This window comes from Allobosea sp. P4_C6 (genome assembly GCF_056402015.1).
Genome location: NZ_JBFUIF010000014.1, coordinates 62,501 through 76,177, shown reverse-complemented (window position 1 = coordinate 76,177; position 13,677 = coordinate 62,501). Strand labels below are relative to the sequence as shown.

General features: G+C 66.7%; 12 protein-coding genes and 1 tRNA gene (1 of these 13 running past the window's edge). 5 read left to right on the top strand and 8 right to left on the bottom strand.

Annotated elements, in window-relative coordinates; genetic code table 11:
* Position 1: 1 nt before the first annotated feature.
* The 3 genes from AC1DVA_RS12585 to AC1DVA_RS12575 form a co-directional block, all read right to left on the bottom strand.
* Complete coding sequence (locus AC1DVA_RS12585) at positions 2–1,183, bottom strand: ABC transporter substrate-binding protein (RefSeq protein WP_476806094.1); 1,182 nt, start codon at positions 1,181–1,183, stop codon at positions 2–4.
* A 113-nt stretch (positions 1,184–1,296) separates the two neighbouring features.
* Complete coding sequence (locus tag AC1DVA_RS12580) at positions 1,297–1,848, bottom strand: 3-hydroxyanthranilate 3,4-dioxygenase (protein WP_265050097.1); 552 nt, start codon at positions 1,846–1,848, stop codon at positions 1,297–1,299.
* 35 nt (positions 1,849–1,883) lie between these two features.
* A complete protein-coding gene (locus AC1DVA_RS12575) occupies positions 1,884–2,864 on the bottom strand; it encodes a dihydrodipicolinate synthase family protein (RefSeq protein ID WP_476806093.1) in 981 nt (326 codons plus the stop codon).
* A 226-nt stretch (positions 2,865–3,090) separates the two neighbouring features.
* Between AC1DVA_RS12575 and AC1DVA_RS12570 the strand changes: the two genes are divergently transcribed.
* Positions 3,091–3,999 carry a LysR family transcriptional regulator gene (locus tag AC1DVA_RS12570; protein ID WP_476806092.1) on the top strand — a complete coding sequence of 303 codons (909 nt, stop codon included), beginning with the start codon at positions 3,091–3,093 and terminating at the stop codon, positions 3,997–3,999.
* Between the two features lie 80 nt (positions 4,000–4,079).
* On the opposite strand, the gene AC1DVA_RS12565 is transcribed toward AC1DVA_RS12570, so the two are convergent.
* Both AC1DVA_RS12565 and cpdR read right to left on the bottom strand, forming a co-directional pair.
* Positions 4,080–4,154 (bottom strand) — tRNA-Val (locus tag AC1DVA_RS12565).
* A 266-nt stretch (positions 4,155–4,420) separates the two neighbouring features.
* On the bottom strand, positions 4,421–4,780 hold the full coding sequence (gene cpdR / locus AC1DVA_RS12560; protein ID WP_038363805.1) for a cell cycle two-component system response regulator CpdR: 360 nt from the start codon (positions 4,778–4,780) through the stop codon (positions 4,421–4,423).
* A gap of 221 nt (positions 4,781–5,001) precedes the next feature.
* Here cpdR and AC1DVA_RS12555 point away from each other — a divergent pair, with 221 nt between their 5' ends.
* Together AC1DVA_RS12555 and hisN are read left to right on the top strand one after the other, a co-directional pair.
* Positions 5,002–5,922, top strand: a complete 921-nt coding sequence (locus AC1DVA_RS12555) for an N-formylglutamate amidohydrolase (protein WP_476806122.1) — start codon at positions 5,002–5,004, stop codon at positions 5,920–5,922.
* A gap of 320 nt (positions 5,923–6,242) precedes the next feature.
* Positions 6,243–7,025, top strand: coding sequence for a histidinol-phosphatase (hisN, locus tag AC1DVA_RS12550; protein ID WP_265050093.1), 783 nt, complete (start codon positions 6,243–6,245; stop codon positions 7,023–7,025).
* Here the strand turns inward: hisN and AC1DVA_RS12545 are convergent.
* Complete coding sequence (locus tag AC1DVA_RS12545; protein WP_476806091.1) at positions 6,930–7,985, bottom strand: alpha/beta hydrolase; 1,056 nt, start codon at positions 7,983–7,985, stop codon at positions 6,930–6,932. The two genes, hisN and AC1DVA_RS12545, sit on opposite strands and share 96 nt — an antisense overlap.
* A gap of 209 nt (positions 7,986–8,194) precedes the next feature.
* Between AC1DVA_RS12545 and AC1DVA_RS12540 the strand changes: the two genes are divergently transcribed.
* Positions 8,195–8,662: an Hsp20 family protein gene (locus tag AC1DVA_RS12540; RefSeq protein WP_265050091.1), complete on the top strand. Its 468-nt coding sequence runs from the start codon at positions 8,195–8,197 to the stop codon at positions 8,660–8,662.
* Positions 8,663–8,752: 90 nt separating this feature from the next.
* On the opposite strand, the gene AC1DVA_RS12535 is transcribed toward AC1DVA_RS12540, so the two are convergent.
* Together AC1DVA_RS12535 and AC1DVA_RS12530 are read right to left on the bottom strand one after the other, a co-directional pair.
* Entirely contained in the window at positions 8,753–9,709 is a 957-nt protein-coding gene (locus tag AC1DVA_RS12535) for a hypothetical protein (RefSeq protein ID WP_265050090.1), read from the bottom strand.
* A gap of 93 nt (positions 9,710–9,802) precedes the next feature.
* On the bottom strand, positions 9,803–10,858 hold the full coding sequence (locus tag AC1DVA_RS12530) for a threonine aldolase family protein (RefSeq protein WP_265050089.1): 1,056 nt from the start codon (positions 10,856–10,858) through the stop codon (positions 9,803–9,805).
* Positions 10,859–11,472: 614 nt separating this feature from the next.
* Between AC1DVA_RS12530 and gltB the strand changes: the two genes are divergently transcribed.
* A protein-coding gene (gltB, locus tag AC1DVA_RS12525) for a glutamate synthase large subunit (RefSeq protein WP_476806090.1) crosses the window boundary here: on the top strand, positions 11,473–13,677 show its 5' end (the start). Its footprint extends 2,484 nt past the window's final position; only the first 2,205 of its 4,689 coding nucleotides appear in the window; its start codon is at positions 11,473–11,475; its stop codon lies beyond the right edge, outside the window.

Here is a 13,677-nt window from a genome sequence, read left to right as displayed (position 1 = left end):
GTCACGGCACCCGCAGCTTGCACTGCGCAGCGAAGGGATCCCTCGGTTCGCTCAGCAACTTGGTCCGGGTGCGCAGGCTCGGCTTTCCGGCCTCGTCCTTGTCGACGACCATGGCCCACCAGTCCTGCACCGGATGCTGGTTCGCGCCGAACTTGAAGGTGCCGCGGGTCGATGCGAAGTCCGCCTTCAGCATCGCCTTGCGGAAGGCAGCGGCGTCGTTGACGTTGCCGCCGCTCCCCTGCAGCGCGGCGGCGATCGCCTGGGCGGTGTCGTAGCCCTGGGCCGTATACATCGTCGGGGTGCGGCCATAGGCCTTCGCGAAGGCTGCGACGAAGGCCTTGTTGGCCGCGTTGTCCAGATCCGTGTTCCAATGGCCGGAGACGTTGAGGCCGATGGCCGCGTCGCCGACGGCCGCAAGGATCGTGTGATCCATCGACGGCTCGGCGACGACCATCGGCACCGCCCCGAGCAACCCCGCCTGCTGGTACTGGCGCAGGAAAGCGATGCCGAGGCCGCCGGGCTGGAACTGGAAGACGACGTCAGGCTTCGCTGCGCGAATCTGCGCCATCTCGGGTGCGAAGTCGGTCTGGTCGAGGCGGGTATAGACCTCGCCGATGACGTCGCCCTTGAAGAAGCGCTTGAAGCCTGCGATCGCGTCCTTGCCGGCCTGGTAGTTCGGCGCCAGCACGAAGGCCTTCCTGTAGCCGAGGGCGGTCGCGTTCTGGCCGGCGCTGCCCTGCATGGTGTCGGTCAGCCAGGAAATGACGAAATAGTTCTCGTTGCACTCCTTGCCGGCGAATTCCGAGGGGCCGGCATTGGCGCTGACATAGACCGCGCCGGAATCGACGATATCAGGCACGGTGGCGCCAGCGACGTTCGAAAATACGATGCCGGTGAACAGCCTGATGCCGCCGGTCTTCAGCATCTTTTCGGCGATCTGCTTGCCCTGACCCGGCTTCAGACCGTCATCCTCGACGACGAGCTCGACCGGGACGCCCCCGAGCTTGCCGCCCGCCATGTCGATGGCGAGTTTGAAGGCGTCGCGGATGTCCTGGCCGAGATAGCCGCCGGGCCCCGAGAGCGTAGTGATCATCCCGATCTTGACCGGGGCCTTCTGGGCTGGGGCACCGCCGGCGGTCACCAGGGATAACGCGATGCCGAGCAGCGCTCCGCACAGTTTCATTCCGAACTCCGGTCGTTCCAAGCTACCTGCCGATCCATTCCAGCACGGCGCCTTTGCGTCACCGCGCCCTGCGCGGTCCGTAGGCGCGCCGCCCGGGGGCGGCGCGACGCTCGTCAGAGGCAGACCCAGCCGGCAGGCGGCTCCTTGCCCGGATGCAGGGTGCCGCAATGCGGGCAGGTACGGGCCTGCTCGTTGCCATAGAACTCACGGTAGAGCGGCGGCAGGTCGTCGACGATGCTGACGAGGTCGACCTCCACACGATGGACGAGGCCCTGGCACTCGAAGCAGTACCATTCGAAGGCGTCGAGCCAGCCTTCCGGACGCTTCGGTTCGATGACGAGGCCGATCGAGCCTTCCTGCGGGCGCTGCGGCGAGTGACGCACATGCGGCGGCAGCAGGAAGATCTCGCCCTCGCGGATCGTCACGTCATAGTGCTTCCCGTCGTCGACGACCTTCAGCATCATGTCGCCCTTGAGCTGGTAGAAGAACTCTTCGACCGGGTCGTCATGATAGTCGGTGCGCCGGTTCGGGCCGCCGACGACCGTCACCATCAGGTCGGAATCGGTCCAGACCTGCTGGTTGCCGACCGGGGGCTTGAGCAGGTGCTTGTGCTCCTCGATCCACTTGTTGAAGTTGAAGGCCTTCAGCCGTCCTTCGGTCGCCATTTCTCCACCTCTCCCGTTGTCGTCTCAGGTCTTGTTCAGCCGGCCTTGGCGAGCGGGGCGCGGCCGGGCTTCAGGCCGCACCTCTCGAAGGCGGCGCGCGTCGCGGCCTTCTCGGCCTCGGTCAGCTCCAGCATCGGCGGCCGGACCCGCCCGCCGACCTGGCCGAGCAGCTCCTGCCAGTATTTCTGGTGGGAATGGGGCTTCTCGGCGGGCCTGGTGCTGCGTAGCGCCTCGCGCACCGGGTTCAGGCTGTCGCGCAGCGCGCGCGCCTTGTCGGCTTCGCCGCGGAAGGCGAGATCGGTGTATTCGCGCATGCGCAAATCATTCGCCGTCTGGATCAGGTAGGGCGGCGAGGAGCAGAGATAGAGCTGCCAGCCGAGCTCGAGGATGTTGTCGAGCCATTCCTCCTCGGAGGCGGTGCTGACCAGGATGCGGTCGCCGGCCAGCCGGGTGAGCTCGGCATACATCGGGCGCGGCACGCTGTACTTGATCGCGACGACGTTCTCGATGTCGGCGAGGCGATTGCAGAGCTGCGGCGAGAGCAGATAGCCCGAGTCCGGATGGCTCCAGAGCGCGATGCCGATATCGACCTTCTCGGCAATGGTCCGGTAGTACTCGTAGACCGTCTCGTCCTGCGCCTTGAAGAAATGCAGGATGGGCGCGTGCACGACGATGTAGTCGGCGCCGACCTTCTGGGCGTGTTTCGCGAGGTCTATCACCACGTCCATGTTCTGGTCCGAGCAGGACATGATGGTCTGGCCGCGCCCGGCCGATGCCTCGACCGCCAGCTCGAAGTTGCGCTTGCGCTCCTCTATCGACATCGAGAAGAACTCGCCCTGCTTGCCGGCGATGAACAGCCCGTCGATCTTCAGATCGTCGAGCCAGTGACGAATGTTCTCCCGGAAACCGTCCTCGTCGATCGCGAGCGAGGGGGTGAAGGGGGTGAGCGCGGCCGCCCAGATGCCCTTCATATGGGCGCGGGCATAGGCCTTGGCGTCCTTCTTCGCGTATTTCATCGAGCCTCACCTCGCATTCCGGAACGATCCGGGCGGGAGGGCGGCCTTGTGGTGAGGCGGCGTCCCCGCCGTCCATCCCCCATGCCGCCATCCTTTGCGTTCCCGCCCAGGCGTCGCCCCGTATGCGATTGGGGCGATGAGGGATGATGGCATGACAGGCGGGGTATACGGCAACTCATAACATTCGTATGAATTCGGAACCTGTCCTTATAAATCCGGGAACCGCATGGCGATCACGCTGCGCCAGATTCAGGCCTTCCTCGCCGTGACCGAGCAAGGCACCTTTACCAAGGCGGCGGAACGGCTGCACATGGCCCAGCCGGCGCTTTCCCAGCTCGTGCGCGACCTCGAGCGCGAGCTGGGCATCCGCGTGCTCGATCGCACGACCCGGCGCGTCGAGCTGACCGAGGGCGGGCGCGAATTCCACGGCGCGGCGCTGAAGATCGTGCAGGACCTCGACACGGCCGTGCAGAACGCCAACGGGCTGGCGGAGCGCCGGCGCGGGCGCATCGTGGTCGCGGTGCCGCCGCTGCTCGCGGCCGTGATCATGCCGCCGACGATCGTCGCGCTGCAGGAGAAATACCCCGGCCTTCAGGTCGTGATCATCGATGCCCGCAACGATCTCGTCGTCGAAGCGGTGCGATTCGGGAAGGCGGATTGCGGCGTCGGGACCTTCTCCGCGCTGGAGGATAATATCGAGCGCACGCCGCTCGCCCGCGACAGCCTGATGCTGTTCTGCGCGCGGGGCAGTGGCTTCGCGGAGCGGGAATCGGTGCTCTGGCGCGATCTCGCCGACGAGCCCCTGATCACGCTGACTCGAGACAGCGGCATCCGCCTGCTGGTCGAGGTCGGCTATGAAAGCGCCGAAATCACCCTGAAGCCGGCCCATGAGGTCGCGCAGATCACCACGGCGCTGGCGCTCGTCGAGGCCGGGCTTGGGATCGCGGTGCTCCCGACCTATGCGAGGGCCGTCGCGCCGGCGACGGTCATAGCGCGGCCATTGGCAGAACCCTCGATCGCCCGGGACATCGTCATGATCCGGCCGAGCGGGCGCTCGGTCTCGCCGGCGCTCTCGGCCTTCGAGACGCTGCTGCGCCGCTTCGTACGACAGCTGGCGCCGAGCGAGGAGAACTGAAGCGCGATGCGGGTGCTGCGGAAAGCAAAAAGGCCGCCCGGTGAGGCGGCCTTCTGTCCCTGTATTTCAAGGGCACCAAATGGTGGGCGCGACAGGGATCGAACCTGTGACCCCTACGATGTCAACGTAGTGCTCTCCCGCTGAGCTACGCGCCCGTTTGCCGCCAGAAGCAGCTTCCGGAAGCGTGTCCGGGGCCGTGCGGGCCGCGATCACGCTGCGAGTGAGGGGGGCTATAGCGGCTCGCTTCGCGGCTTGCAAGGCGTTTGCCGCATAAATTCTCCGAGCCCGTTTGCAAATTCGTGATGGCGGTCTGCGAACGATGTTTTTCGGCGTTTCGGTGCTCACGTACAAACGTACGCTGCGCTCCGATGCTCGAAAAACCCCTTTCTCGACACGCCCTGACGAATTTTCAAATTGGCTCTCAGGCGGCCAACAGCTTCTCGACTTCGTTGACGAGCTCGCGCAGGTGGAAGGGCTTGGAGAGCACCTTCGCATCCTTCGGCGTCTGCGAATCGGGGTTGAGCGCGACGGCCGCGAAGCCGGTGATGAACATCACCTTGATGTCGGGGTCGAGCTCGGTGGCGCGGCGCGCCAGCTCGATGCCGTCCATCTCGGGCATGACGATGTCGGTCAACAGCAGCTCGAACGGCTCCTCGCGGAGCCGGTTATAGGCCGAGAGACCGTTATCGAAGGAAGCGACGTCGTAGCCCGCATTCTGCAGGGCCTTGACCAGGAAGCGACGCATGTCGTTGTCGTCTTCCGCGAGCAATATCTTCGTCATGGGCCTGTTCTGTCCGTCCCTAAGGCCTGTGTTTCGATGCGTCTGGCGCCCGGATGGCCGCCGGGTCTGGAACGGCTGGGTACTCACCCGTCCGCGCAGTTGGAACCATGCCGTTGTATAAGGCAGCATCGTGGTAAACAACGCGTGAATCCAATCCGGGATTTCCACGGGTTCACGACACCGCTTCAACCGGCGTGGTTTGTGTGCTTCAGTCGCGCGAGATGAGCTTCTCCTCCGCCCCCTTTCCGCCCGGCCCCGACGATGTCGTCGCCGAGATCGAGCGGCCGTTCAGCCTGTACCAGCCAGCCCTCCAGGTCGTGCCGGTCGTGGTCGACGTGCCGCATGCGGGGCGCCGCTACCCGCGAAGCTTCGTCGAGGCGGCGCGGCTGCCGCTGCGCAGCCTGAGGCGCTCGGAGGATGCCTTCGTCGACCGGCTGTTCGGGCAGAGCGTTGCGCTTGGCGCGCCGCTGCTGGTGGCCGAGTTCCCGCGCGCCTATCTCGACGTCAACCGCGAGCCCTATGAGCTCGACCCGCGCATGTTCGAAGGCCGTCTGCCGCCCTTCGCCAATACGCGCTCGATGCGCGTCGCGGGCGGGCTCGGCACCATCCCCCGCATCGTCGGCGATGCGCAGGAGATCTATTTCGGGCGGATCCCGATTCAGGAGGGGCTCGCGCGGATCGACGGGCTCTACCGGCCCTATCATGCCGGGCTTCGCAGCCTGGTCCAGCGCACGCAGGGCGTGTTCGGCACCTGCATCCTCGTCGATGCCCATTCGATGCCCTCGGCCGGGCTCGACCGGGACGGGCTGTCGAAATCCGACATCATCCTCGGCGATCGCTTCGGCACCAGCGCCGCGGGCTACATCATCGACATCGCCGAGCAGGCCTTCACCCGGCTCGGTTTCAGCGTCACCCGCAACAGGCCCTATGCCGGCGGCTTCATCACCGAGCATTACGGGGCTCCGGCGGCTGGCGTTCATGCGCTGCAGATCGAGGTGAACCGGTCGCTCTACATGAACGAGGCGACGCTGGAGCCGCATGCCGGCTTTGCCGCAGTCGAGCAGGCGATCGCGAGCGCGATGGCCGATTGCTTCGCGCGCTGGAGCGGATGGCTCGACGACTGGCGCGAGGCTGCCGAATAGGCTTCAGGCCGGCCAACACTGACGTGAAAGGGCGCCAAGCCAGAAAAAAGGGCCGCACACTTGCGTGGCGGCCCAAGTCTAGGGAGGAAACGCCCAAGGAGGGCAATGAAGGTTTGAGGTTATCTCCCCTTCGCAGTGCACAATATGAGAGTGCGGTGCAAAACGCAAGCGCAATCGACCAAAATCGGAGATGGCATGCGCATGGCGCATGGCGAACCTTGAGATTATCGACGTTTTCGCGGTTTTCGCGTCATTCAACAATTTACGAGCCGGTAATCCAGGGCATTGATGCTGCGGAGCAGCAAACGGGAGACATTGTCATGAGCGCAGTCGATTTCGGCGCTTTCGTCGCGGAACTGGCGACGCAGTCGGGGCGGGCCATCCTGCCCTTCTTCCGCGCGCATCACGCGACCGAGGACAAGTCGCAGGGCGGCGTGTTCGACCCGGTGACCGAGGCCGACCGCGCCGGCGAATCGGTGATGCGCCATCTGATTAAGCGGCAATTCCCCGAGCATGGCGTGCTCGGCGAGGAGTTCGGCAGCGAGAACACCGAGGCCGAGTATGTCTGGGTGCTCGATCCGATCGACGGGACGCGCGCCTTCATCTCGGGGATTCCGGTCTGGGGCACGTTGATCGGCCTGACGCGCGCGGGCGTCCCGGTCTACGGCATGATGCACCAGCCCTTCTCCGGCGAGCGCTATTCCGGTGACGGGCGCGAGGCGCGCTATGAGGGCCCGGGCGGGCCGAAGAAGCTGCGCACGCGGCCTGTGGCCGATCTCGCCGCCGCGACGCTGATGACGACCTCTCCGGCGTTGTTCAAGGATGAGGAGGCCAAGGCCTTCGCCCGCGTCGAAAGCGGGGTCAGGCTCTCTCGCTATGGCTGCGACTGCTATGCCTATTGCATGCTGGCCGCCGGCCATGTCGATCTGGTGATCGAGAGCGGTCTCAAGCCCTATGACATCGTCGCGCTGATCCCGATCGTCGAGGGCGCGGGCGGCATCGTCACCTCATGGGATGGCGGCAGCGCCGCCAGTGGCGGGCGCATCCTCGCCGCCGGCAGCAAGGCGCTGCATGAGGCTGCTCTCGCGCGGCTCGCCGGCTGAGGCGGGCGCCGCCTGGTCTTCTCCGGGAATGAAGGCGTCGAAGGCGGCCCAGAACTGGGCGCGAATCGCGTCGTTTTCCATCAGGATCTCATGGCGCGCCGTCGGCAGGACCAGCGCCGCGCCAGTCTTCAGGCGCGCCGCGAAGCGCTCGATCGCCGGCGTCGAGACCACCGGGTCCTGACCGGCGGCGACGATCAGCGTGGGCACTTTGACCTCCAGCGCGGCCGAAGGCGCGTTGAGGCGGGCCATGAGGCGGAATGCGGTCCGGACCCAGGCGATGGTCGGGTCGCCGATGCTGAGATGGCGCGCCTCGGCCGAGAGCGCGCTGTTGCGGGCATAGCGGACGGCGTCGCTCGTCAGCCGGTTGCCTTCGAAGGGCTTCGTCGCGATCGCCGTGTCGCCGCCGCCGGGAATGAAGGCGCGGCCGAAGCCGAGCCAGAACAGCAGGCTCGCGAGGCGGCTCGCCCGGACCGGATGCGCGATCATGGTGAGCCCGAGCATCGGCGCCAGCGCGACCATGCGAGAGACCGGCAGGGCCCCGAAGCGGGCGGCATCGAGGCAGATCGCGGCACCCATCGAATGGGCGAGCACGAAATAGGGCGGCGGGAACTTCGCCTGCATTTCGGCCATCGCCAAAGCGAGGTCGGCCTCGTAGTGCTTGAGATGCCCGATGTGCCCCTTGCGCTCGCGCCGGACGAAGCGCTGCGAGCCGCCCTGGCCGCGCCAGTCGAAGGTGAGGACATGGAAGCCGCGGCGGCGCAGTTCGGCGACGGCCTCGCTATAGCGCTCGATGAATTCGGCCCGGCCCTGGATAAGCACGACGGTGCCGCGCACCGGCTTGACGGTCGGGCGCCAACTCGCGAACCGCAAGCTCGCGCCGTCCCGCGTCGTCGCGAACCACACCCTGCCATGGCCCGGCACGTGGTAGCCGGGATGGGCGAAAAGAACGGCCTCGGCCATCGGCTCACTCCGCGTCGCCGCGGCTGCTTCGCGCAGCCGCCGAACTGCTCTCGGGCTTCGCTTATGCCTCCGGGCGAGGGCTCTTGAAAAGCCGGAAAGCCACCCCAGATCACTTCTGCGCAGGCCGAAACCGGCTGCGCAACCTCAAACCAGGCCCGCGCTCAGACGAGGCGGGCTGACCAGATTGTCGCTTCCTCGGAGGACATACCATGCGTCATTTCGATCTTTCCCCGCTCTATCGCTCGACCGTCGGCTTCGACCGCCTGTTCTCTCTGCTCGACCAGGCGACGAGCAACGACGCGGCGCCGACCTATCCGCCCTATAATATCGAGCGGACCGCCGAAAACGCCTACCGCATCACCATCGCGGTCGCGGGTTTCGGTGAGGGCGACCTCGCCATCGAGTCGAAGGAGAACACGCTTTCCGTCAAGGGCGAGAAGCAGGTCGGCGAGGGTGCCGAGAAGCGCGAGGTCCTGCATCAGGGCATCGCCGCTCGCGCCTTCGAGCGCCGCTTCCAGCTTGCCGATTATGTGCAGGTGACCGGGGCCAGCCTCGAGAACGGCCTGCTGCATATCGACCTCGTGCGCGAGATCCCCGAGGCCAAGAAGCCCCGCCAGATTCCGATCGGCGGCGGTTCGGCCAAGGTGCTCGAAGCCAAGGTCGCCAAGGCGGCGTAACGCGAAAAGCCCGCTGGGCTGAAAGAGAAAGGCTCCCGGAAACGGGAGCCTTTTTTGTTGGTCAGAAATGAGAGCTTCGGGGCAGAACCATCAGTTCAAGGGAGCCACCGGAGCGATCGGCGTTTCGGGCTTTGGCGTCGTCGGAGTCGGGTCGACATGCTGCACGGGCGGCATGGACAGCGCTTCCGGCGCCGGAGCGGCGGTCGACAGCGGCGGCTTGCGCTCGCCGTCCTCGGTGCCGCGCACGTCGCTCGGATTGACCAGCCTGGGCTTGTCGGCGCCGGTCTCCGGATTGGTCGCTCCGGGCGAGGGCTGCGGGGGCCTTACCACCGGCGGCGGGGCCACCGTCGCCGGGGCGCTCGCCTCGGCGGGCGGTTTCTCCGCCGGCTTGGCCGGCTCGGGCACGGGAGGCGCGGCCGGGGAGGGCGGCGAAACGGTGGCGGGAGCGCTGGCTTCGGCGGGTGGGCGCTCTACCGGCTTGGCCGGCTCGGGCACGGGCGGCGCGGCCGGGGAGGGCGGCGAAACCGTGGCGGGAGCGCTCGCCTCGGCCGGCGGTTTCAGCTCGGCGGGTCGTTCGGGCGGCTGGGGGGCGAGGCGCGGACGCGGCGCCACATGTTCCTCGCGCGGATCGACGCGGGCGACATCGGGCGCCGGCACGGACTGGCCGCGCAGCGGAATGCGGCGGATCAGCTCGCCGGCATAGGCGTCGAGTACCAGGCGCTGGCGCTGGCCGCCGGCGGTGATGCCATCGACGACATAAGTGTCGTCCCGCCGGATCGAGCGATCGATCCGGACCAGGCCGTAATTGCGCGCGGCGATGCGGTTGACCGTGTAAGGCGAGACGGCCGCCGGTGCACGGGGCACAGCCCTCGGCGGGCGCGGCGCATACCCGTAATCATAGCGATAGCCGTAGCCGTAGGCCGGGTACGGATCCTCGTCATAGTAGTAGTATTGGGCGCCGGCGGCTCCCGCCGTGCCGGCCAGAGCGCCGGCCACGACCAGGCCCATCAGCGCGATGCGCCCCGGTGCGGACGAACGATTTGCCATGCCATACTTCCTTAACGACTGCGTTGGTTGCGGGCAGTCTTGTTAGGGATTGCGGCGGGCATGGGGTTTGAAACGGGGCTGAAATGCGCCGCTTCAACCGGCAATTGCGGTGATCAGGCGTTCGACATGGTCGGGCTCTGTCGCGAAGGACATGACGAAGCGGCCGACGATCTCGCCATCCTGCAGAGGCGCCTCCGGCGGCAGCGAACGGGCCGACCAGTCGTAATAGCCGATGCCGGCCGCCTTCAATCGCTCCTGGACGGCAGGCGGCAGGACGAGGAACACCTCGTTCGACTGGCAGGGCCAGGCGAGGCGTGCCTCGCTGCCCTGCGCCACCGATTCCGCCAGCCGCTTCGCCTGGGCGTTGGCATGGCGGGCAAGGTCGAGCCAGTGGTCGTCGGCGAGCAGCCCCTCGAACTGGGCGCCGAGGAAGCGGCCCTTCGACAGGGTCTGCCCGGCGCGCTTGCGGCGCCATTTCATCTCCTCGGCATGGGCCGGGTCGAAGAAGATCACGGCCTCCGCCGCGAACGCGCCGTTCTTGGTGCCGCCGAAGGAGAGGACGTCGACGCCGGCCTTCCAGGTGATCTCGGCCGGCGAGCAGCCGAGGGTCACCAGCGCATTGGCGAAGCGGGCGCCATCCATATGCAGCTTGAGGCCGCGCGGCGTGATCGCCTCCTTCAACGCCCGCACTTCGGCCGGCGTGTAGACGGTCCCGCATTCGGTGGCCTGGGTGATCGTCAGCGCCTGGGCCTGGACCTGGTGGAAATCGCCGGCGCGCAGATGGGAGAGCGCCTCGGTCACGGTCTCCGGCCGCAGCTTGGCGCCCACGCCGGGCAGGTCGACGAGCTTGGCGCCGTCCGTGAAGAATTCGGGGGCGCCGCATTCGTCCTCGACGACATGGGCCTCCTCATGGGTGATGACTGCCCCCCAGGGCCGGACGATGCTGGCCAGCGCCAGCGCATTCGCGGCCGTGCCGGTCAGCACGAGGAAGACGGCGACCTCGCGCTCGAAGATCGCGGCAAAGCGCTCCTCGACGCGACTGGTCCAGTCATCCTTGCCGTAGGAGGAGGCGGAGCCCGCATTGGCGGCGGCGAGGGCGGCCATGACGCGGGGGCTGGCGGCGGCGGTGTTGTCGCTGAAGAAATCCATGGCGCAGCGTTAGGCGGCTGGCGATGTGCTGCCAAGCGACCGTGCGGAAAGGGGGGCTTGCGCGGCGCGCCGGGCTGAAACGTGGCAGGAGGCGCAAAAACAAGAAGCGTGCTGCCGGAGTCGTGCTTTCATGCCGGAAATGTCTGGTGCGGATTCGATTTTGCAATAAAATTTCGCCGCGGTGCGAAATAGGCGCTTGTGCGTAGATTGGAATTCTGGCAAGTTCATCGCAATAGGACAGTGTTGCTGTCCCATTTTTCACCGCGCCGACCGAAAGCCGCTTCAGGCTGGAGGTCGCGCCGTCGCAATGGAGCGGAGCATGACGAGGGGCCGGGCTGCTGATGCCAAAGCCAACCGTACGTGCGCCGTCCGTAAAACGACGGCCTGAAGACAGGCGCGAGCGGGCGAGAGCCGCCCGAGGCGCCTGCGGAGGACGCGGGCGCGGTGGAAACAAAGCGCAAGCCAGCCTCTGACAAGACGACGGCCGATCCGCCTTGGCCTCATCCTTGCTGCTGACGCAAAGTCGGCATCGAGGCCGCAGCGGAGAGGATTGTGGACTGACGGGTCTCCCGCCGGCGGCGAGCCAGCGGGGTTCTGGGAAGCGGGGTTTGACGATGAGCGCGACCAGCAAGCCGAGCGGCGCAGTGAGCTTCGAGCGTTTTCCGGCCGTGCGCGATCCGGCCATGCCGACGCATCAGGGCCTCTACGACCCGGCCAACGAGAAGGATTCCTGCGGTGTCGGCTTCATCGCCGACATGAAGAACCGCAAGAGCCACGCCATCGTGCAGCAGGGCCTGCAGATCCTGCACAATATAGATCATCGCGGCGCTGTCGGCGCCGATCCGAAGCTCGGCGACGGCTGCGGCATCCTCACCCAAATCCCGCATCGCTTCTTCCAGGAAGAATGCGCCAGGATCGGCATCGACCTGCCGGAGCCCGGCCACTACGCCATCGGCCAGTTCTTCATGCCGCGCGATCCGGCGATCCGCGCGCTGTGCGAGGAGATCATCTCCCAGACCGTCGAGGAGGAGGGGCTCGTCTTCCTCGGCTGGCGCAACGTGCCGGTCGACAACTCCGACCTCGGCAAGGCGGTGCTGGAGACCGAGCCGGTGCATCGCCAGCTCTTCGTCGGCCGCCCCGGCGACATCACCGACGAGGACGAGTTCGAGCGGCAGGTCTATGTCCTCAGAAAGTCGGTCTCGAACAAGGTCTACAAGCATCAGGAGCGCAAGACGGCGGAATACTACCCCGTCTCGATGTCCTGCCGCACCATCGTCTACAAGGGCATGGTGCTGGTGAACCAGCTCGGTTCCTACTTCAAGGACCTGCAGGACGCGCGTTTCGAGAGCTCGCTCGCCCTCGTCCACCAGCGCTTCGCCACCAACACCTTCCCGTCCTGGCGGCTCGCCCATCCCTACCGGATGGTGGCGCATAACGGCGAGATCAACACGCTGCGCGGCAACGTCAACTGGATGGCGGCGCGGCAGGCGAGCGTCGATTCCGACCTGTTCGGCTCGGATATCTCGAAGCTCTGGCCGATTTCCTATGAGGGGCAGTCGGACACGGCCTGCTTCGACAACGCGCTCGAATTCCTGGTGCAGGGCGGCTACTCCCTGGCCCATGCCATGATGATGCTCGTGCCCGAGGCCTGGGCCGGCAACCCGCTGATGAACGACGAGCGGCGCGCCTTCTACGAATACCACGCCGCGCTGATGGAGCCCTGGGACGGGCCGGCCGCCATCGCCTTCACCGACGGGCGCCAGATCGGCGCGACGCTGGACCGCAACGGCCTGCGTCCCGCGCGCTACCTCGTCACCGATGACGGGCTCGTGGTGCTGGCCTCCGAATTCGGCGTTCTGCCGATCCCGGAGGAGAAGATCGTCGAGAAGTGGCGCCTCCAGCCCGGCAAGATGCTGCTGATCGACCTCGAACAGGGCCGCATCATCGGCGACGACGAGATCAAGACGTCCCTGTGCCTCGCCAACCCCTACAAGGACTGGCTGAAGCGCACCCAGATCGTGCTGGAGGATCTGCCGCCGGTCGAGGCGCGGGCCTCGCGCACCGACGTGCCGCTGCTCGATCGCCAGCAGGCCTTCGGCTACACCACCGAGGATGTCCGCCTGCTGATGGCGCCGATGGCGGTGACCGGGCAGGAAGCCGTGGGCTCGATGGGCACGGACACGCCGATCTCGGCGCTCTCGCTCAAGTCGAAGCTGCTCTACACCTATTTCAAGCAGAACTTCGCGCAGGTTACGAACCCGCCGATCGATCCGATCCGCGAGGAGCTGGTGATGAGCCTGCTCTCCTTCATCGGGCCGCGGCCGAATATCCTCGACCTCGAAGGCACGTCGCGGCGCAAGCGGCTGGAAGTGCGCACGCCGATCCTGACCAATGACGATCTCGAGAAGATCCGCTGCATCGGCCATTACGAGGACCGGTTCGACACCAAGACGATCGACTTCACCTATCCGGCGCGCGAAGGCGCCGCCGGCATGGAAGGCGCGCTGGAGCGGCTCTGCGAGCGCGCCGAATCGGCGGTCCATGGCGGCTACAACATCATCATCCTGTCCGACCGGCAGGTCGGCTCCGACCGCATCCCGATCCCGGCGCTGCTGGCGACGGCGGCGGTGCACCATCACCTGATCCGCAAGGGCCTGCGCACCTCGGTCGGCCTCGTCGTCGAGAGCGGCGAGCCGCGCGAGATCCATCATTTCTGCTGCCTCGCCGGCTACGGCGCCGAGGCGATCAATCCCTATCTCGCCTTTGACACCCTGCTCGACCAGCACGCGCAGGGCGCCTTCCCCGAGGAGGTCGACGCC

Coding starts and splice junctions, on each gene's coding strand:
- AC1DVA_RS12540 (WP_265050091.1), top strand. CDS start 8,195: ATGCGTCATTTCGATCTTTCCCCGCTCTATCGCTCGACCGTCGGCTTC.
- AC1DVA_RS12535 (WP_265050090.1), bottom strand. CDS start 9,709: ATGGCAAATCGTTCGTCCGCACCGGGGCGCATCGCGCTGATGGGCCTG.
- AC1DVA_RS12530 (WP_265050089.1), bottom strand. CDS start 10,858: ATGGATTTCTTCAGCGACAACACCGCCGCCGCCAGCCCCCGCGTCATG.
- hisN (WP_265050093.1), top strand. CDS start 6,243: ATGAGCGCAGTCGATTTCGGCGCTTTCGTCGCGGAACTGGCGACGCAG.
- AC1DVA_RS12575 (WP_476806093.1), bottom strand. CDS start 2,864: ATGAAATACGCGAAGAAGGACGCCAAGGCCTATGCCCGCGCCCATATG.
- AC1DVA_RS12570 (WP_476806092.1), top strand. CDS start 3,091: ATGGCGATCACGCTGCGCCAGATTCAGGCCTTCCTCGCCGTGACCGAG.
- AC1DVA_RS12585 (WP_476806094.1), bottom strand. CDS start 1,183: ATGAAACTGTGCGGAGCGCTGCTCGGCATCGCGTTATCCCTGGTGACC.
- AC1DVA_RS12545 (WP_476806091.1), bottom strand. CDS start 7,985: ATGGCCGAGGCCGTTCTTTTCGCCCATCCCGGCTACCACGTGCCGGGC.
- AC1DVA_RS12580 (WP_265050097.1), bottom strand. CDS start 1,848: ATGGCGACCGAAGGACGGCTGAAGGCCTTCAACTTCAACAAGTGGATC.
- AC1DVA_RS12555 (WP_476806122.1), top strand. CDS start 5,002: ATGAGCTTCTCCTCCGCCCCCTTTCCGCCCGGCCCCGACGATGTCGTC.
- cpdR (WP_038363805.1), bottom strand. CDS start 4,780: ATGACGAAGATATTGCTCGCGGAAGACGACAACGACATGCGTCGCTTC.